This window comes from Corynebacterium doosanense CAU 212 = DSM 45436 (genome assembly GCF_000767055.1).
Taxonomy (GTDB): domain Bacteria; phylum Actinomycetota; class Actinomycetes; order Mycobacteriales; family Mycobacteriaceae; genus Corynebacterium; species Corynebacterium doosanense.
Window position 1 is genome coordinate 1,091,381 of sequence record NZ_CP006764.1, and the last position, 18,528, is coordinate 1,109,908.

Here is an 18,528-nt window from a genome sequence, read left to right on the forward strand (position 1 = left end):
AGATTATCCTGCCGTTTCGCCCGCCCGGGACTGAGGCCAGGGTTTGGACCAGCGCACGGTGGGGACGTCGAAGCCGGCCTCGCGGCGCACGTGCCAGTTGGACTGGCCGTCGAGGGCGCGCCCCGTGACCACCTGCCCGAGGGAGACGTCGTAGAGGTGGGTGCCCGGATCGATGATGATGGACGGCCCGATCGAGCAGGCCTCGCCGGGGCTGATGCCGTTGACACCCGCGCTGACGCCGATGTGGCAGTCCCGGCCGACCTCGATGGGGAAACGTGCCCCGGAGGGCCGGCGGGTGGAGATGACCACGGAGGACAGGCCAATGTCGCACCCTTCCCCGACCACGGCGGAGGACGCCAGGCGCCCCTCGATCCGCGCCGCGCCCAGGGAACCCGAGTTGTAGGAGACGTAACCCTCCCGCAGCACGCGCGTGCCCGGCGCGAGATACGCACCCAGTCGCACCCGCTCGGCCTCGGCGATGATGACCCCCGACGGCACGACGTAGTCCACCATCCGCGGCAGCTTCTCGATCCCGTAGACGTGGATGATCCCGCGCGAACGCAGGCTGGTGCGCAGCGCCTCGAAGTTGTCCGGCAGGCACGGGCCTTTGTTGGTCCACACGACGGTGGTGAGCAGGTGCATCGCCTGGTCGAGGTTGATCTCCAGCGGGCGCACCAGCCGGTGGGAGAGCAGGTGCAGGCGCAGGTACACGTCGTGGGCATCGACGGGCTGGGCCGCCAGGTCGGAGATGACAGTGCGTACGGCGACCTGTTCGACCTGGCGGTCGTCGTCGCGGTAGACCAGCCGCAGCAGGCGCGTGGGGATGTCGGCGGCCCCCAGCCTGCGGGTTCCCGGGGCGAGCCCGGAGACGTCCACCACTTCCGGGGACGGGTACCACGTGTCCAGGACGCTCCCGTCCATGGCGATACTGGCAATTCCTTCGGCGACCGCACCCATTGGCATGGAGTCCAAGATACTGGCAACGGCCCCGTGCCCTAACGTGGGTGACTGTGACTTCCCTCAACCTCACCTCGTCCCCGGTCCAGCTCTCCGCGGATCTCATCGACATCGAGAGCCCTTCCCACCATGAGCAGGAGATCGCCGATGCGATCTTCGACGCACTCTCGCGTATCGACGGCGCCGAGACCGCACGGATCAAGAACACGGTGCTGGCCAGGACCAACCGGGGACTGGGATCCCGGGTGATCCTCGCCGGGCACATCGACACCGTGCCGCTGGCGGACAACACCCCGCACCGGCTGAGCGACGGGATCCTCCACGGCTGCGGCGCCGTGGACATGAAGACGGGCCTGGCAGTGTACCTCAACGCCTTCGCCACCCTCGCGGCCTCCGAGGACCTCACCCGCGACATCACCCTGGTCTGTTACGAGGGAGAGGAGGTGTCCACGGAGTACAACGGGCTGGGTTTCGTCGAATCTGAGCTGCCCGACTGGCTCACCGGCGATGTGGCCCTGCTTGGTGAGCCCTCCGGCGGCATCATCGAGGCCGGCTGCCAGGGCACCATCCGCGTCCGGGTCACCGCCCACGGCACCCGCGCGCACTCGGCCCGCGCCTGGCTGGGGGAGAACGCCGCGCACCTCCTCGCCCCGGTGCTCACCCGCATCAATGAGTACGAGCCGCGCCGGGTCACCATCGACGGGTGCGAGTACCGCGAGGGCATCAACGTGGTCAAACTCGACTCCTTCGTGGCCACGAACACCATCCCCGACTCCGCGGAGATGCTGGTGAACTTCCGCTTCGCCCCCGACCGCTCCGTGGAGGACGCGATGGCGCACCTCAACGAGGTACTGGGCGAGCAGGCGTCGATAAGCGTCGAGGTCGACGACGTCGCCGCAGCGGCGCTACCCGGCCTTTCCCAGCCCGCCGCGGCCGAACTGGTAGCCGCCGTCGGCGGAGAATTTCGTGCCAAGTTCGGATGGACGGACGTCTCCCGCTTCTCTACCCTGGGCATTCCGGCCGTGAACTTCGGCCCCGGCGACCCGGGCTATGCCCACAAGCCGGACGAACAGTGTCCCGTCGACCAGATCACCCACGTGGCGGACGTACTGCGGACATTCCTGACCTCGAGCAACGAAGGATAATCATGGCCACCGACAAGAATCGCACACTGCGCGGGCCCGTCCTCGTGCGTAACGACGGCGGCCAGCAGGACTCCACCTATGACCAGCGCCTGCTCGAACTCGGATCCGACCACGACTGGCAGCACGCCGACCCGTGGCGCATCCTGCGCATCCAGAGCGAATTTGTCTCCGGATTCGACGCGCTGTCCAGCCTGCCCAAGGCCGTCACCGTCTTCGGCTCCGCGCGTCTGAACGAGGGCACGCCCGAGTACGGCCAGGGAGTGGCGGTGGGCAAGGGGCTCACCGAGGCCGGATACGCCGTCATCACCGGCGGCGGACCGGGCCTCATGGAGGCAGGCAACCGCGGCGCGTCCGAGGCCGACGGCCTGTCGGTGGGCCTGGGCATCGAGCTGCCGCACGAGCAGAGCCTCAACACCTGGGTCGACCTGGGCATCAACTTCCGGTACTTCTTCGCGCGCAAGACCATGTTCCTCAAGTACTCGCAGGCGTTTGTCGCACTGCCGGGTGGCTTCGGCACGATGGACGAGCTATTCGAGGTGCTGTGCATGGTGCAAACCGGCAAGATCACCAATTTCCCCATCGTCCTGGTCGGCACCGAGTTCTGGGGCGGGCTGGTGGACTGGATGCGCGAGCGCATGCTGGCCATGGGGCTCATCTCCGACGGCGACCTGGACCTCTTCCTGGTCACCGACTCCCCGGAGGAGACGGTGCGCTACATCGTGGACAAACACCAGACGATGACCGACGGGCGGCTGCGCGATTGAGTGCTGAGGTGCCCCTGGCCCAGGTGATGGGGATCGTCAACCGGACCCCCGACTCCTTCTATGACAGGGGCGTGACCTTCGGCATCGACGAGGCGCTCCAGCGCTGCGACGAGGTGGTCGAGCAGGGCGCGAGCATCGTCGACGTCGGTGGGGTCAAGGCCGGTCCGGGTTCCGAGGTCTCTGCGTCCGAGGAGGCGGACCGAGTCCTGCCGGTCATCCGCGCTGTCGCCGAGCGCCACCCCGGCGTGACCATCTCGGTGGACACTTGGCGTGCGTCCGTGGCCGAGGAGGCCATCGCCGCGGGTGCCGGCCTGATCAACGACACCTGGGCGGGTTACGACCCCGAGCTCGTCGAGGTCGCCGGCCAGTTCCGGGTGGGTTACGTGTGCTCCCACACCGGCGGCGCCGTCCCCCGGACCCGCCCGCACCGGGTGCACTACGACGACGTGGTCGCCTCCGTCATCGCCGAGACCACCACGCTGGCCGAGCGCGCGGTGTCCTGCGGAGTTCCCGAGGCCCGCGTCTTCATCGACCCGACCCACGACTTCGGCAAAAACACCTTCCACGGCCTGGAACTGCTGCGCCGCATCGACGAGATCGTCGCCACCGGCTGGCCCGTGCTCATGGCCCTGAGCAACAAGGACTTCATCGGCGAGACCACCGACCGCCCCGTCGGCGAGCGCCTGCCCGGCACCCTCGCGGCCACGGCCTGGTCGGCCGCCCGCGGGGTCGCCGCCTTCCGCGTCCACGAGGTGCGCGAGACCGTCGATGTCCTCCGCATGACCGCCGCCATTGCCGGCACCCACGCCCCGCTCAACACCGTGCGGGGCCTCGCGTGAGGGTGTCGGTGGTCATTCCGGCGCTCAACGAGGAGGCCACGGTCGCGGGCGTGGTGCGCACCGTGCTTATCGACGCCCCTTTCGAGGTCATCGTCATCGACGCTGATTCGACGGACAACACCGCCGCGGTGGCCGCCCGCGCCGGTGCCCGGGTGGTGAACTGGCGCGACGTGTTCCCTGAGCTCCAGCCGATCCCCGGCAAGGGCGAGTCCCTGTGGCGCGGGGTGGCCGCGGCGAGCGGTGACGTGGTCGTCTTTGTCGACGCCGACCTGGTGGACCCACCCGCCGGCATGATCCACACCCTCGCCGCCCCGTTCACCGACCCGGACATCCACCTGGTCAAGGCCTCCTACGCCCGCCTGCTCGGAGACGATTCCGCCGGCGGTGGCCGGGTCACCGAGCTCACTGCGAAACCCCTGATCAGGCTGCTGCACCCGGAGCTGGCGGACATCGACCAGCCGCTCGCCGGAGAATACGCGATCAGGCGCAGCTCGGCCCTGCGACTGCCGTTTGTGGCGGGATACGGAGTGGAGGCGGGGCTGCTCGTGAACGTCAGCGGGAGGTGGGGGAGGGCGTCGATTAGCGAGGCCCAGCTGCCACCGCGACGCCACCGCAACCGCCCGCTCAGCGAGCTTTCCCCCATGGCCGAGACCGTGGCGGCGGTGCTGCTGCAGCGTGCGGGCCTCACACACGCGGGTTTTCCGGGCGAGCGCCCGCCACTGTCCGATAGGATCTGATCCCATGTTGTCCTGGATCCTGCTGATCGTCGTCCTGCTCGCGCTCATCATCGTGGGCACGTGGTTCTGGGGCGCCGTCCTCGGGCGTGGCGAGGTCCTGCCGCCCATCGACGACACCGACACCGTGCGGGAGGACAACCGCCGCGCCGTCGGCCGGGGAGAGGTCGACGACATCCAGTTCGAGCTCGTACCCAGGGGTTATCGTCCGGAACAGGTCGACGATGTCATCGCTCACCTGACATGGAAGTTGGCGCAGGCGAACCAGGAAGCCGGCAAAAAGGTCTAAACTAGGACGGGCTAGACAAATTTTCCGGACAAACAAGGAGCACCTACTCATGGCAGCAATGAAGCCGCGTACCGGCAGTGGCCCGATGGAAGCCGTCGAGGAAAGCCGCAAGATTGTCACCCGCATTCCGGCCGATGGGGGCGGGCGCCTGGTGGTGGAGATGTCCAAGGAAGAGGCTGGCGAGCTGGGCAAGCTGCTCGTCGAGGCCGCCGGGGAGTAGATTCCCTCGCCGGCGGGGTCGCTGGGTAGGCTTAAGCGCATGCTTTCGGACATCGTGAATGTGCTCGCCGACCCCGCGGACGGCTCCGCCCTCTCTGAATCGGACGACAAGACCCGGCTGATCTCCGAAACCGGGCACAGCTATGACATCGCCCGACAGGGGTACGTCACCCTGGTCGGCGGCCGCGGCCTCCGGCACGAGGGCGACTCTGCCGACATGATCGCCGCCCGCGAGGCGTTCCTCGCTGGCGGTCATTTTGCACCCTTCGTGGAGGCGGTCTCCTCCGCGGTACTCGACGTGCTGGACGACGCCCACGTCCCCGACGACGCCTCCCCGGTCATCCTCGAGGTCGGCGCCGGCACGGGCTACTACCTCTCCCACACCCTCGACGCCGTCCGCGGCGCCCGGGGAGTGGGGCTGGACGTGTCGACGTCCGCCGCCAAGTCGCTGGCCAAGGCCCACCCGCGCCTCGGCTGCGTGGTAGCCGACGCCTGGGAGTCCATCCCGCTGCGCGACGCCTCCTGCGACGTCATCTCCGTGGTCTTCGCCCCGCGCAACCCGGCGGAATTCGCCCGGCTGCTCAAGCCCGGCGGCCAGGTGGTCGTGCTCACCCCGGCCGCAGGCCACCTCGATGAGCTCCGCGAGCCCCTGGGCATCATCGGCGTCGAGGAGGGCAAACTCACCCGGCTGAAGGAACAGGCCGAGGGCCACCTGGAGATCGTCGGATCGCCGCAGCCCCTGGAATTTGCCATGACGCTGGACAAGTACGCAATCGCCGCACAGGTGGGCATGAGCCCCTCGGCCCGGCACATCACCGATCTGGACGAGCGGGTGGCCGAGCTCTCAGAGACGATGACCGTGACCGCGCGCGCCCACCTCACGCGGTTGAAGAAGGCCGAGTAGCGCTACTCGCCGTAGGCCTCGTGGTCCTCGATGTCGGCCAGGAGATCTTCCCGGCCGGCTGACGAGACGTTGGTGAAGGAGCGGTGGATCACTGCGTCGCCCTCGGTGCGGACCACAAACTCGGCCTTCCCGCCCTTGATGTATACACGAGAGGCGAGAGCCACCTGGCCGCCGTCGGCAAACACCTCCACGGTGGAGCCGTCGACGATGACGGTGAGGGTGTCCGAGTCTCCCTCGCGCAGGTCGACACTCATGGGCTCGTCCCCGGAATGGAACTCGTTCATCGAGCGATCCACGGATAGGCGGTCCCCGCTGTGGGTGACGCGGAACGCGACGTTGCCGTCCGCGTCCTTCAGGTCGAGGGTGAGGGAGGATCCCTCGGGGATCTCGCCGGTGGCGACCCACGACTGCGCCCGGTTCGAGGAGGCCACGGCATCGAGGGTGCCGCGGTAGGGAGTCTGGAAGATCTGCCCGCCCTGCAGGGTGAGCACGCGGGGCAGCGACAGCACGTTGGCCCAGTCGCTGTGCTGGATGGACAGGTGCTCCGCGGACTCGTCCTGTCGGCCCACGCCATTGAGCAGGCCGAAGATGACCGACTGATCGTAGAGCTTCTCCGCGGCGATGGTGCCGGGAGCGTAGTTGGTGTTGCGCGGCCGGGTGAAGTCGTAGCCGTGGTCCAGGCGGGTGAACGGGGTGGTCACGGCGAACTCTCCGCCGGTCAGCTCGCCCACCAGGTAACCCGAGTGGTCGACCCCGTCGCGCTCCATGGTGAGCAGGAGGACGTCGTAGATCTCTCCGGCCACCTCGTCGCGCAGGCGGATGATGCGGGGGGAAACGATGTTTGTCAACGAGTCCATCCCGTGGTCGCCGCGGAACTGCAGCGGCCCAGTCAGGGACCAGTCCCTCCCGTCCGGGCTGGTCAGGGTGACCAGTCGGGGATCCTCCGTCGAGCCCGAGACGGCCAGCATCAGCCACCCGTCGTGGCCCTGGCCGCGGTCGTCGTCGGAGCACCAGTCGCGGACGACGCAGGGGGAGCGGAAGTTGCTGAACCCGCTCTGGTCGTTGACCGCGCGGGACACCCGGTTGACGGTCGCGTCCAGGCTGGAGGGATCGTCCGAGACGTCGCACATGTCCTCGACGAGACCCATGTGGGCCAGCTGGATGCTCGTGCCGGCCGCGGTGACCGAGGTGAAGTAGAGGTCGGCCCCGCCGTCATTGGTGACCACCGATCCCGCACGCAGGTCGGTTTCCCCGCCTGCGGGGGCGAGCACGTCGTCGCACTCGTCCCAGTCGAAGGGGCCGTTCTGACTGATGACGTGCCCCCAGCGCTGCGGGGAATTCAGTTTCGGCTGGAACTGGTAGAAGACGTGCCACGAATCGCCGTCGCGAAGCACCCCGGCGGGTGCGTTGAGCACTCCCGTTTCGGCGGTGACGTGGAGCTCGGGTCGGTACTGGACTGGCATAAGAAAAATCTCGTACTTTCGACGTCTCGGGGTCTCAGATGAGTGAGCGGTACAGGTCGGCGGTCTGCTGGGCGATGGTCTCCCAGGAGAACTGATCCACGGCCCGCTGCCTTCCGGCCACGCCGAAGCGCGCGGCGCGGTCACGATCGGCCACCATAGCGTTAACCGCCTCGGCGAGGTCTTTCTCAAAGGTCACGGCGTCATTCTCGTCGTAGTGGACGAGTGTTCCGGTCTCCCCGTCGGCGACGACCTCGGGGATGCCTCCCACGCCCGAGGCGACCACGGCGGTCTCGCAGGCCATGGCCTCGAGGTTGACGATTCCCAGCGGCTCGTAGATCGACGGGCACACAAACACGTCGGCGGCCGTGTAGATCTCCTTGATCTGCTCCGGGGGCAGGTGATCCTTGATCCAGAACACACCGTCGCGGGTCGCGCGCAGCTCCTCAACCAGGGCCTCCGTGCGGGCGGCGATCTCAGGCGTGTCCGGGGCACCGGCGCAGAGCACGAGCTGGACGTCCTCGTCGAAGTCCATCGCGGCCTTGATGAGGTGCTCCACGCCCTTCTGGCGGGTGATGCGGCCGACGAAGGCGGCGATCGGGCGGTCCGGGTTGACGCCGACCGAAGTCAGGTAGGATTCGTCCGTGAAGGTCTGCTGGGGTGTCCACAACTCGGTGTCGATGCCGTTGAGGATGACGTGGACCTTGTCTTCGGCGATTGCCGGGTAAGCATTCAGGATCGCGTCCTTCATGCCCGCGGAGACAGCGATGACGCCGTCGGCGTACTCCATGGCGTTGCGCTCGGACCAGGACGAGACGTCGTACCCGCCACCCAGCTGCTCTCGTTTCCAGGGGCGGTGGGGCTCGAGCGAGTGGGCTGTGGCGATGTGGGGGATGCCGTACAGCCGGCCGGTGAGGTGACCACCCAGCCCCGCGTACCAGGTGTGCGAGTGCACGACATCCAGTCCGGTGGCCGCGTCAGCCATCCGGAGGCCGGTGGAGAGGGTCTTGATGGCGCCGTTGGCATCGGCGAGCTCGGGATCGACCCCGTGGACGTAGACGTTCTCCTCGGAGCGGGGTGCACCCATGCAGTGGACGTCAACCTCGACGTCGTCGAGCTTCCTGAGGAATCGTGTCAGCTCGGTGACATGGACCCCGGCGCCGCCGTAGACCTCGGGCGGATATTCTCTGGTCATCATTCCGGCTCTCATGCCCTCCGAGCGTAATGACGAATCCGGCCGAGTGTCGGCGCCTGCGGGGGTAGCGCGGGGCGAGGGAAACCGTGCGTTGGCGATATCCCGTGCAAAAGAAATCGAACGGGTTTAAGTTGGGGGCGTGAAGACTCAGCCGAATGTACTTGCCATCGTCCTTGCCGGCGGCGAGGGAAAGCGCCTCTTTCCCCTCACCGAGGACCGCGCAAAACCCGCCGTTCCGTTCGGTGGAACCTACCGCCTCGTCGACTTTGTCCTGTCGAACCTCGTCAACGCCGGATTCACCAAGATCGCGGTGCTGACTCAGTACAAGTCCCACTCCCTCGACCGCCACATCTCCCAGTCGTGGTCGATCTCCGGCCCGGTCTCGTCGTACATCGCCTCCGTTCCCGCGCAGCAGCGCCGCGGCAAGCGCTGGTACACCGGCTCGGCCGACGCCATCGTGCAGTCGCTCAACCTGATCTACGACGAGAAGCCGGACTACGTCATCGTCTTCGGCGCAGACCACGTCTACCGGATGGACCCCTCGCAGATGCTTGAGGAGCACATCGCATCCGGCAAGTCCGCGTCCGTCGCCGGCATTCGCGTCCCGCGCGAGGACGCCACCGCGTTCGGTGTCATCCAGGCCAACGACGAGGGGGACATCACCGAGTTCCTGGAGAAGCCGTCGGACCCACCGGGCACCCCGGACAACCCGGACGAGGCCTACGCGTCGATGGGCAACTACATCTTCACCACCCAGGCGCTGGTCGACGCGCTGTTGCGCGACGAGTCGAACGAGGACTCCAAGCACGACATGGGCGGCGACATCATTCCCTACTTCGTCGGGCTGAATGACGCGCACGTCTACGACTTCTCCGCCAACCAGATCCCCGGGTCGACGAGCCGCGACGCCGGCTACTGGCGCGACGTCGGCACCATCGACAGCTACTACGAGGCCCACATGGACCTCATCTCGGTGCACCCGATCTTCAACCTCTACAACAACCGCTGGCCGATCCACGCCACGGACGACTCCAACCTGCCCCCCGCGAAGTTCGTCCAGGGCGGTATCGCGCAGTCGTCGATGGTGGCGCCTGGTTCGATCATCTCCGGTGGCACGGTCCGCAACTCGGTGCTGGCCACCGGCGTCATCATCGAGGAGGGCGCCTCCGTGGAGGGCTCCGTGCTGCTCCCGGGTGTGCGGGTGTGCAAGAACGCGGTCGTGCGCCACGCCATTCTGGACAAGAACGTGGTCGTCAGCGAGGGCGAGATCGTGGGCATGGATCCCTCCCGCGACGAGGCTCGCTTCAAGGTCTCTGACGGCGGCGTTGTCGTGGTGGGCAAGAACCAGGTCGTCTGATCTCCTCAGCCCCGCGCCCGTCGTCCCTCCCCGGGACGGCGGGTGTTGTCGTTGCATTGGCCCCGCCGAGTTATGCCGGGTAACGGGCACGGATCTTCGCGCCGCCCGACCTGGCCGCAGCGGGGGAGTCGTTCACGTGCACCGGTGACGAGGCGTCGCGCCTGGTTCCGACCCGTCCGGAATGTGGGTCGCGGTCGGCCCAGCCGAAGGGGGAGAGCGGGTTGCGCAGGTCGTTGTTGTCCCGGTGGTGCCCCCAGCACAGCTGGGTGAGGTTGGCGATGTCGGTCGGTCCCGATTGGGCATGGGGCAGGATGTGGTGGACCTGGCACTGGTTCATGGGCCGTTCACAACCCTCTGCGGAACAGACCAGCTCGCTGGCGAAGAGCGCGATCCGCTGACGCAGGCTCGTGGTGCGTTTGCCCGTGTCCGCGTGGAGGGGCTCGCCTCCGCTGCCGTGCACGACAAAGAAGTCGGAGGTGGCCTCCCCGAGCCGGATCAGGGCGAAGGGGTCCACCAGGTGCCCGGTGTTGGTGGGAAACACGTCGCCGGGAGACATGTTCTCCAGCTCCGCCATGGTCATGGACACGACGATGGATCCCACGCCCTTGAGGTTCGGGGTCTTGGTGTTGAGAAAATCCCGACACATGGCGACGAGGAGGTTGACCATCCGCTGATTCCAGGTCAACGGATCGTCGACCTGAAGGTCTGATCCCTCGAGGAGCTGGCTGCGAGCGGGGTTGATGGCTTCGGAGAGCACGGCTGCGGCGTCCGAGGGCAGGTACATGTGCACGTGGATGCCTCCGTTGGCGTCGGGATTGCTGAAGGAGATCCGGCGTTTGTCGAAGGCGATGTTGTGTCGGATCAGTCGGTCCACCGCGAGGTTGGCCAGGCGGACCTGTTCCCGGATCCAGTCGCGCAGGTGGTCTACGGCGTGGAATTCGGAATAGGTGAGGGCTTTGTTGAGCAGTTCGTGATAGCCGGGGTCGGCGTCCTCGTGTAGAACCTCGAGGGCTGAGTCGATGATCCGGCGTTTCTCGGCGGACGCCTGCTTGCGTCGGGCCTCCGCCTGGGCCTTCTTCTCTCGGCGTGCCCGGGCGGCGGCCGCGCGCTGCTCGGTCTCGTCGGCGGCGGGCGGGGGAGGAGATCCCGAAGGAGGGTCGAACAGGGCTCTGCCGCGCTGGAGGCGGGTCAGCGCCTCGCTGCGGGAAAGGCCCAGACGCTGGACGAGATAGTCCGTGGAGCGGGAGGATCCGACCTTGCCGCCGGCGTGATGCATGTCGGCCGCCCAAGCGAAGGCGGCATCGATGCCGGATTTCTGCTCGAGGGATCGTTCAAGCCGTTCGAACTGCGGGTGGTCGGTCTCGAAATGGAGGGACGTGGGATCGGTCATGACGTCCGCGAGCTCGCGCAGCGCGGTGTCTATCTGGTCAACGAGGAGGGAGATCCTGGTGTCGTTCACGCGTTCGATAATAAACTACACGCGGGACACCAACGACCGTTTATTCGAACAAAGATTCGAACAAACTCAGGCCCCCCGGGTCAGCAGTGTCACGCCGCCGCCGAGGGGCAGCCGGGAGACCACCATGTTCTCCAGGGAAAGGGCCAGCTCATCGGCCTCGCGCGCGCCGGCGGTGTCGCGGTCGCGTCGCGTCGAGTCGGCGATGGTGCCGTCGAGAAGCGAATTCACCACCATGATGGACCCGCCGACGGTGAGCAGGGGAACCGCTGCCTCGAGCGCGGCCGGCAGGTCCAGCGGGGAGACATCGACGTAGACGAGGTGGTAGGAGCCACCGGCGAGCCTGCCCAGGACGTCGAGGGGGCGGGACGGGAGCAGGCGTGCGCGGGAGGGGCTGAATCCCGCGGACCGGAAGGCCTCCTTGGCATGGGTCTGGTGCTCGGCTTCGGGGTCGATGCACGTCACCGTCTGCCGCTCGCCCAGGCCACGGAGCGCGTAGAGACCCACGACTCCGGCCGCAGGGGTGATGAGGACGGCGCCAGAGCTCTTGGAGGCGCTGCCCACCGCCGCGAGGGTGGAGATGAGCTGGCCGGTGATCTCGTCGGGAGCTTCCAGCCCGAACTCGGTCGCGTCATCGCGCGTCTCGCGCATCACCTCGTCGGGGAGTGTGGTCGCGAGGATGTATTCCGTCTGTGCGGCGGTGGCCGCGTTCGCCGTATCAGTCACAATGCGTCAGTGTAGGGGCCGGGGGGAGGCGCTCCCGGGAAGGCGTGGCGGAGTGGGGCAGATGGTGCACAAGTGCATGTAGTTCATTGGGCGAATGTTCACAGTGGATGCACAGTCGCCCGTCTGGTTTTTGTCCACGTTATGGTCCACAATAGAACCCATGGATGTACCGACCGAGCCTGCTGCCGCAAGCGATTACGGGACCGCCGATGAGCTGTCCGGGACCGCGGCGTTCGACGCCGGTTTGGGAACAATGCCGTCGTGGGGCGAGCTCGTCACGGAACACGCGGACAGCGTGTACCGCCTGGCCTTCCGCCTGTCGGGCAACAAACACGACGCAGAGGATCTCACCCAGGAGACCTTCATGCGGGTGTTCCGCTCGCTGAAGAAGTACCAGCCTGGAACGTTCGAGGGGTGGCTGCACCGCATCACCACCAACCTCTTCCTCGACATGGTGCGCCACCGCGCGAAGATCCGCATGGAGACGCTGTCCGAGGACTACGAGCGCGTCGCCGGGACCGACATGACCCCGGAACAGCAGTTCACGGTCTCCCGACTCGACCCCACCCTGCAGGCGGCGATCGACGAACTCAGCCCCGAGTTCCGTGTCGCCGTGGTGCTCTGTGACGTGGTGGGCATGAGCTACGACGAGATCGCCGACACCCTCGGCGTGAAGATGGGCACGGTGCGCTCCCGCATTCACCGTGGCCGGAGCCAGCTGCGCGCCTACATCGAAGCCGCCGCCGAGCGCGACGACGAAGCAAAGATCCTGCTCCCGACGAGGTGAGCGGCATGCCGTCGGTGAATTTTGTAGGCTGACGGGCGTAGGCAAATTGGGACGAAAGTCCGACGTTGCTCGCAAGGAGGTATCTGACACCATGGTCTCGCCCATCGAAGGCAGGCGGACGTCCGTCATCGGCGGCCAGCGCCGACCCACGAGGAATCGGCCGAAGAAGTTCTCCTCGGTCGAGCACCTCAGCCACGAAGCCGTGGCTGCATTCGTCGACGGGGAACTCACCCCGTCTGCGGCGCACCGGGCCCGGGTTCACGTGGTGCAGTGCCCCGAATGCCGAGCCGAGGTGCACGGACAGCGGGGTGCCTCGGAAATGCTGCGCGGATGCAACCTCTCCGCGCACGTCCGCGCCCCGGAGGATCTGCTGGCCAGGCTCGCGGGCATCGCCAATGCCAATCTCGGCCCCGGCCCGGACGCCGATGCCACCCCGGTTGCCCGCCCCGAGGACTTCATGGACCGGGTGGAGACGATGATCAGGACAATCCGCAAGATGCAGGGCAAGGGCCAGCGCTGACTCCTCCGCGCTCCGACCCGGGTACTAGGGTGTAGATGTGTTTGACAATATCGGCTGGGGCGAGATTGCCGCGCTCCTCGTACTCGCGCTGATCATCATCGGCCCGGAGCGGCTGCCCGGCGTGATCAAGGACGTTCGCGCCGCCATTTTCGCGGCGCGCCGAGCCATCGCCAACGCCCGCGCCGAACTTGACGGCGAATTCGGCGAGGAGTTCAGCGAACTGCGCGCCCCGATCTCCCAGGCGGCGGAATGGGGCCGGATGGGACCCCGCCGGGCCATCACTAAGGCGCTTTTCGACGGCGATGACCAGGCCCTCGATGACTTCGACCCTCGTCGCATCATCTCCTCGACCGGGGTCAACCCGACCACGGAGACACCCGCGCAGGCTGCGCGCCGGCTCCGCCGGGAGGCCGATGCCCTGGAATCCCGCGCGGCCCAGCAGGCCCAGCAATCTCAGCAGCAAACCCAGCCCGCGGCGCAGCCTCAGCCCCGTGAGCAGGGCGTCGATAAGCCGCGGAACAAAGGCAATTTCGAGACCGGGGGCGGGTTCTCCTGGGCGGATATTACTTAGTGGTCACACCCAGGCCGAGGCGCTTGCCCGCGAGGGATTCCCGGCGGACCGCGAGCTGGTCGGCGATCTCCCGCACGGCCTTAGCCGCGGGGGAGTCGGGCTCGGAGACGACCACGGGCTGACCGTCGTCGCCGTGAATCCGCAGCTGCGGGTCCAGCGGAATCTGACCCATCAGCGCGACATCGGTGCCGGTCAGCGTGGTGAGGCGATCCGCCACGGTCTGGCCGCCGCCGGAGCCGAAGACGTCCATGACCGTGCCGTCCGGGAGCACCATGGCGGACATGTTCTCGATCACGCCGGCGACGCGCTGGCGGGTCTGCTGGACGATGGAACCGGCACGCTCCGCGACCTCGGCGGCCGCGGCCTGCGGGGTGGTGACGATGAGCAGCTCGGCATTCGGGAGCAGCTGGGCCACGGACAACGCCACGTCACCGGTGCCCGGGGGCAGGTCCATGAGCAGGACGTCGAGGTCGCCCCAGTACACGTCGCCGAGGAACTGCTGGATCGCGCGGTGCAGCATCGGACCGCGCCAGACGATGGGAGCGTTGCCCTCGACGAAGTGGCCGATGGAGATGTGTTTGATGCCGTGCGCGATGGGCGGGAGGATCATGTCGTCCACCACGCTCGGGCCCTGGGTGGAACCGAGCAGGCCCGGCACGCTGTGGCCGTAGATGTCGGCGTCGAGCACGCCGACGCTGAGGCCCTTCGCCGCGAGAGCGAGCGCGAGGTTGACGGTCATGGACGACTTGCCCACGCCGCCCTTGCCCGAGGCCACCGCGTACACACGCGTGGTGGAGTCGGGCTGGGAGAACTGGATCACCGGCTCGGGGGAGTCGCCGCGCAGGGAGCGGCGCAGTTCCCTGCGCTGCTCGTCGCTCATGACGTCCATGGCGACGGAGACGGTGCCGACGCCCTCGATCTCCTCGAGTGCGGCCCGGGTGTTGGACTCGATGGTGCTCTTCATCGGGCAGCCGGCGATAGTGAGGTAGAGCTCGACGGCGACGTCGTCGCCGGTGACCTCGATGGACTTCACCATCCCCAGCTCGGTGATGGGTTTGCCGATCTCCGGGTCGTCGACCCGGGAGAGCGCGCTTTCTACAGCAGATTCAGTAATAGTCATATCGCCTGCTGATCTTAGCCGCGGCGCCAGCGTTCTTCTAGATCGCCCTGGATCGGCTCGTGCAGATCGGCGGCGGACTCGTTGTCGTCGGCGGCGGCGTCGTCGAGTTTTGCCTCGATGCGTTCGAGGAGCGACTTGACGTCGTCAAGCTCCCGGCGCAGGTAGTCGCGGGACACGGTCTCGCCGAGGGACTGGCGCACGCTGGCGACCTCGCGGGCGAGGAACTCCGTGTCGGCCTTGGTGAGGTCGTCGCGGCGGCGGTCGGCGGCGAGCTGGACCTTGTTGCGGTCCTCCTGCCGGTTCTGGGCCAGCAGAATCAGGGGCGCCGAGTAGGCGGCCTGGGTGGAGAAGGCCAGGTTGAGCAGGATGAACGGGTACGGGTCCCACGCCCACCACCAGGCGCCGGCGTTGAGGGCGATCCAGATGACCACAAACACCGTCTGCCACATGAGGTAGGTTCCGGTGCCGAAGAACCGGGCCACCGCCTCCGCGCCGGCGCCGACCGCGTCGTCGCTGACGTTGAAGAGACTGCGTCGTTTGGCGTTGAGCGGCTTATCCAGGTCAGAGCCTTTGTAATCAGCCATTGTTCACCTCCGGGGTGGGGTTCAGGCCGGAAGCACTGGACGTTGCGCGGGTCTCGGGGCGCAGTCCGGTCTCGCGCCAGTCCTCGGGGAGCAGGTGGTCGATGAGGTCATCGACGGCGACCGCGCCGAGCAGGTGGCCGTCGTCGTCGAGCACCGGGCCGCACACGAGGTTGTAGGTGGCGAAATACCGCGCGGCCGTCTCCTCGGAGTCGGTGGCGTAGAGGATGGGCAGGTCGTCGTCGAGTAGCCCGCCGATGAGCTCGGAGGGTGGTTCCCGCAGGAGTTTCTGCAGGTGGACGCAGCCAAGGTAGGGTCCGGTCGGCGTCGCCGTGGGGGGACGGACGACGAAGATCAGCGAGGCCAGCGAGGTGGGCAGTTCCGGGTCGCGCGCCAGGGCCAGTGCCTCGGCGACCGTGGTCTGCGGGGTCAGCACGAGCGGCTCGGGGGTCATCAGGGCGCCCACGGTGTCGTCGGCGAAGCTCATCATGCGGCGCACGGGAGCGGACTCCTCCGGGTCCATGAGCCCGAGCAGCACCTCGGCCTTGGCGTTGGAGAGCTCCTGGAGGACGTCGGCGGCGTCGTCGGGGTCCATCTCCTCAAGGACGTCCGCGGCGCGTTCGATGTCGAGGGTCTCCAACAGGTGGGCCTGGTGATCATCGGGCAGCTCGGCGAGGATGTCGGCGAGCAGCTCGTCGGACAGCTCCCGCGCGACCTGGGAGCGGCGGGCGGAGCTGAGCTCCTGGAAGGACGTGGCCGCGTCAGCCGGGCGCATGTCCTCGTAGGTGGCCACCGTGTCGGACACCGAGGAGTTCGACTCGACCACGGAGCCCGCGACGCCGTCGATGCTCAGCCACGGCAGGGTGCGCAGCTTGGGGGAGCGGCCGAAGCGGGTGCGGCCGGTGAAGACGGCGACCTTGGTGATCACCCAATCACGGGTGCGGGTGCGCTCGAGTTCCAGGTCCGCGATCTCCAGCCCTACGCCGTGCAGGTCGGCGTGGTCGGGATCGTCGGTGGAGACCTTGGAGCCCACCAGGTCACCCATGACGGTGAGCTCGGCGGAGCGCGGGGAGAAGGCACGCATGGAGACTGACCCGGTGTTGAGGGTGACGTCACCGGGTTCGATCTCGGAGATGCGCAGCATGGGGACGAAGATGCGGCGTTTGTTCACCAGCTCGATGACCAGGCCCATCGCCCGGGAGGTGGCGCCGGGGCGGACGTTGATGACCACATCGCGGACACGACCGATGATCTCAAAATCCGGGCCGCGGACCTGGAGGCCGACGAGCCTGCCGGCGTATACACGGGTGACTCCACTCATGGTGGGAAAGCCTAGACGCTGGGGTCCATTTTCACTGATTCCGGATATCAGCGCCGAGCTGCTCCGGGAACAAATCGGCCGTGACCTTCGTTGATACTACAAAAGAGGACTTCTACGAAAGGACCGGTACCGCACTCATGGCCACCGTCAACAACATCCCGCAGCCCCGCGAACTCCCGGCCGGCTGGCCCGTCGGCAGCTTCAGCACCTACCAGGAGGCCCAGCGGGCCGTCGATACGCTCAGCGACAACAAGTTCCCCGTCGAGCACCTCTCCATCGTCGGCGTCGACCTCGTGCAGGTGGAGAAGGTCACCGGGCGACTCACCTGGGGCCGCGTGCTCGCCGGCGGCGCGGCGTCGGGTGCCTGGATGGGTCTGTTCTTTGGTCTGCTGTTCAGCATCCTCGGTGGCCCGGTCCTCCCGGCCATCCTCTGGGGTGTCATTGTCGGTGCCATCTTCGGCATGGTCTTCGGCGCGATCTCCTACGGCGTCACCGGTGGCCAACGCGACTTCACCTCCGCCACCCAGATCGTCGCCGGGCGGTACGACGTCATCAGCGCCCCCGAGCATGCCACCGCCGCACGCGACCAGATCGCCCAGATGAGCCTGGCCGACGGCTCGGCGGGTGGCAGCACCAGCGCCGGACAGTAGTAGACTCCCCGGGAGAACGCGGGTACTCCGCGTTGACCTCTCACGCAGGAGCCTTCTGATCTTCATGACTACCCGCCACCGACAGCACGTTCTCGCCGTCGCGGCGGTGGCGTTGGCGTCGGTGGCGGTGGCCTCCTGCAGCAGCGCGGAGCCGCACCGGGACATCAACCCGGACCGCGTGAAACCCGTCAACATCGGGGTGTCCCAGAATTCGGTGGAGCAGAAGGTGCTCGCGGAGATCTACGCGCAGGCGCTCGTCAACAGGGGCCGATCCGCCTCCATCACCGTCTTCTCCGCGGCAGGGCCCACCGGTCAGGTGGACGAGCTGGTCGAAGAAGATTCCGACCTCATCATCGGCTGCACCGGCGATCTGCTCGCGCAGACGGCCCCCGTCACCGCTGACGAGATCGCGGAGAAGGCCTCGGATTCCGCGAATCCCAATGACGTGTCCATCAACACCGAGGTCTACGACGCACTCATGGCGTCCCTGCCCGCCCAGGTGACGGCGACGGACCCGTCCGGTGCCCAGGGCTGCGCCGACTCGGAGGCGCCGGAGCTCCCGCAGAACATCGTCCCGGTGTTCACCAAGACGGTCTTTGACGGCGCAGAGCGCAAGATCTTCGACAGCTACACCAAATTCATCACCACCGAGCTGCTCACCGAGCTGGTGGACAACGCCCGCGAGTCCGGCTCCGTCAGCGAGGCCGTGGCGCAGTGGATGTCCGAGGCCGAGCTCTCGGGCGAGGTGGAGACAGGCCCCGACAACGGCATCGGCCTCGGTTACGCCGAGCGCTGGTAGAAGACCGCTTCTCGACGCTCCTCCCACCCCTTCGCGTTCAACTACCCCTGCCGCCGGTTCAACCTTGCGCTGAGGCCACGCGCCCGACCCAAGCGGAGACGGCGAACTGCCCACCCCTCGGTGAAACCGGGCGG

The 18,528-nt window shown here is 67.4% G+C and carries 21 protein-coding genes; 13 read left to right on the forward strand and 8 right to left on the reverse strand.

Annotated features, from left to right (window positions below; translation table 11 throughout):
* Nucleotides 1–3 precede the first annotated feature (3 nt).
* Nucleotides 4–921 carry a 2,3,4,5-tetrahydropyridine-2,6-dicarboxylate N-succinyltransferase gene (locus CDOO_RS05420; protein ID WP_018022260.1) on the reverse strand — a complete coding sequence of 306 codons (918 nt, stop codon included), beginning with the start codon at nt 919–921 and terminating at the stop codon, nt 4–6.
* A gap of 89 nt (nt 922–1,010) precedes the next feature.
* On the opposite strand from CDOO_RS05420, the gene dapE reads away from it, so the two are divergent.
* From dapE to CDOO_RS05450, 7 genes are read left to right on the forward strand one after another with little or no spacing between them, the layout of a single operon-like run.
* Nucleotides 1,011–2,102: a succinyl-diaminopimelate desuccinylase gene (gene dapE, locus CDOO_RS05425; RefSeq protein WP_018022259.1), complete on the forward strand. Its 1,092-nt coding sequence runs from the start codon at nt 1,011–1,013 to the stop codon at nt 2,100–2,102.
* Between the two features lie 2 nt (nt 2,103–2,104).
* Nucleotides 2,105–2,866, forward strand: coding sequence for an LOG family protein (locus CDOO_RS05430; protein WP_018022258.1), 762 nt, complete (start codon nt 2,105–2,107; stop codon nt 2,864–2,866).
* A 26-nt stretch (nt 2,867–2,892) separates the two neighbouring features.
* The gene (folP, locus tag CDOO_RS05435; protein ID WP_038573720.1) at nt 2,893–3,705 is read left to right on the forward strand and encodes a dihydropteroate synthase; all 813 of its coding nucleotides are present in this window, start codon (nt 2,893–2,895) and stop codon (nt 3,703–3,705) included.
* A gap of 8 nt (nt 3,706–3,713) precedes the next feature.
* Nucleotides 3,714–4,442 carry a glucosyl-3-phosphoglycerate synthase gene (locus CDOO_RS05440; protein WP_018022256.1) on the forward strand — a complete coding sequence of 243 codons (729 nt, stop codon included), beginning with the start codon at nt 3,714–3,716 and terminating at the stop codon, nt 4,440–4,442.
* 4 nt (nt 4,443–4,446) lie between these two features.
* Nucleotides 4,447–4,728, forward strand: coding sequence for a hypothetical protein (locus tag CDOO_RS05445; protein ID WP_018022255.1), 282 nt, complete (start codon nt 4,447–4,449; stop codon nt 4,726–4,728).
* Nucleotides 4,729–4,777: 49 nt separating this feature from the next.
* Nucleotides 4,778–4,948 (forward strand): DUF3117 domain-containing protein, encoded by a 171-nt coding sequence (locus CDOO_RS13570; protein ID WP_081610366.1) that lies wholly within the window; start codon nt 4,778–4,780, stop codon nt 4,946–4,948.
* A gap of 39 nt (nt 4,949–4,987) precedes the next feature.
* Nucleotides 4,988–5,851: a methyltransferase domain-containing protein gene (locus CDOO_RS05450; protein ID WP_018022253.1), complete on the forward strand. Its 864-nt coding sequence runs from the start codon at nt 4,988–4,990 to the stop codon at nt 5,849–5,851.
* A 2-nt stretch (nt 5,852–5,853) separates the two neighbouring features.
* On the opposite strand, the gene CDOO_RS05455 is transcribed toward CDOO_RS05450, so the two are convergent.
* Nucleotides 5,854–7,314 carry a GH32 C-terminal domain-containing protein gene (locus tag CDOO_RS05455; RefSeq protein ID WP_018022252.1) on the reverse strand — a complete coding sequence of 487 codons (1,461 nt, stop codon included), beginning with the start codon at nt 7,312–7,314 and terminating at the stop codon, nt 5,854–5,856.
* Between the two features lie 34 nt (nt 7,315–7,348).
* Entirely contained in the window at nt 7,349–8,521 is a 1,173-nt protein-coding gene (gene glgA, locus CDOO_RS05460) for a glycogen synthase (protein ID WP_051064070.1), read from the reverse strand.
* 124 nt (nt 8,522–8,645) lie between these two features.
* Between glgA and glgC the strand changes: the two genes are divergently transcribed.
* Nucleotides 8,646–9,863, forward strand: coding sequence for a glucose-1-phosphate adenylyltransferase (gene glgC, locus CDOO_RS05465; protein ID WP_018022250.1), 1,218 nt, complete (start codon nt 8,646–8,648; stop codon nt 9,861–9,863).
* Nucleotides 9,864–9,933: 70 nt separating this feature from the next.
* Here the strand turns inward: glgC and CDOO_RS05470 are convergent, their stop codons facing one another.
* Both CDOO_RS05470 and CDOO_RS05475 read right to left on the reverse strand, forming a co-directional pair.
* A complete protein-coding gene (locus tag CDOO_RS05470; RefSeq protein ID WP_018022249.1) occupies nt 9,934–11,322 on the reverse strand; it encodes an HNH endonuclease signature motif containing protein in 1,389 nt (462 codons plus the stop codon).
* A gap of 66 nt (nt 11,323–11,388) precedes the next feature.
* A complete protein-coding gene (locus CDOO_RS05475; protein WP_018022248.1) occupies nt 11,389–12,045 on the reverse strand; it encodes an O-methyltransferase in 657 nt (218 codons plus the stop codon).
* 160 nt (nt 12,046–12,205) lie between these two features.
* Here CDOO_RS05475 and sigE point away from each other — a divergent pair, with 160 nt between their 5' ends.
* The 3 genes from sigE (at nt 12,206) to CDOO_RS05490 (ending at nt 13,923) form a co-directional block, all read left to right on the forward strand.
* Entirely contained in the window at nt 12,206–12,832 is a 627-nt protein-coding gene (gene sigE / locus CDOO_RS05480) for an RNA polymerase sigma factor SigE (protein WP_051064068.1), read from the forward strand.
* A gap of 91 nt (nt 12,833–12,923) precedes the next feature.
* A complete protein-coding gene (locus tag CDOO_RS14450; RefSeq protein ID WP_018022246.1) occupies nt 12,924–13,352 on the forward strand; it encodes an anti-sigma factor family protein in 429 nt (142 codons plus the stop codon).
* Nucleotides 13,353–13,389: 37 nt separating this feature from the next.
* Nucleotides 13,390–13,923 carry a twin-arginine translocase TatA/TatE family subunit gene (locus tag CDOO_RS05490; protein WP_018022245.1) on the forward strand — a complete coding sequence of 178 codons (534 nt, stop codon included), beginning with the start codon at nt 13,390–13,392 and terminating at the stop codon, nt 13,921–13,923.
* Here CDOO_RS05490 and CDOO_RS05495 read toward each other — a convergent pair.
* Genes CDOO_RS05495 through CDOO_RS05505 form a run of 3 tightly spaced genes read right to left on the reverse strand, consistent with a single transcriptional unit; the run spans nt 13,916 to nt 16,945 of the window.
* Nucleotides 13,916–15,043, reverse strand: coding sequence for an Mrp/NBP35 family ATP-binding protein (locus tag CDOO_RS05495; protein WP_018022244.1), 1,128 nt, complete (start codon nt 15,041–15,043; stop codon nt 13,916–13,918). The two genes, CDOO_RS05490 and CDOO_RS05495, sit on opposite strands and share 8 nt — an antisense overlap.
* A gap of 14 nt (nt 15,044–15,057) precedes the next feature.
* On the reverse strand, nt 15,058–15,627 hold the full coding sequence (locus tag CDOO_RS05500; protein ID WP_018022243.1) for a DUF1003 domain-containing protein: 570 nt from the start codon (nt 15,625–15,627) through the stop codon (nt 15,058–15,060).
* Nucleotides 15,620–16,945 (reverse strand): magnesium transporter MgtE N-terminal domain-containing protein, encoded by a 1,326-nt coding sequence (locus CDOO_RS05505; RefSeq protein ID WP_018022242.1) that lies wholly within the window; start codon nt 16,943–16,945, stop codon nt 15,620–15,622. Before CDOO_RS05505 ends, CDOO_RS05500 begins: the two co-directional genes overlap by 8 nt.
* A gap of 137 nt (nt 16,946–17,082) precedes the next feature.
* On the opposite strand from CDOO_RS05505, the gene CDOO_RS05510 reads away from it, so the two are divergent.
* Nucleotides 17,083–17,595: a general stress protein gene (locus tag CDOO_RS05510; protein ID WP_018022241.1), complete on the forward strand. Its 513-nt coding sequence runs from the start codon at nt 17,083–17,085 to the stop codon at nt 17,593–17,595.
* Between the two features lie 64 nt (nt 17,596–17,659).
* Nucleotides 17,660–18,394 (forward strand): type 2 periplasmic-binding domain-containing protein, encoded by a 735-nt coding sequence (locus tag CDOO_RS05515; protein ID WP_018022240.1) that lies wholly within the window; start codon nt 17,660–17,662, stop codon nt 18,392–18,394.
* Nucleotides 18,395–18,528 lie beyond the last annotated feature (134 nt).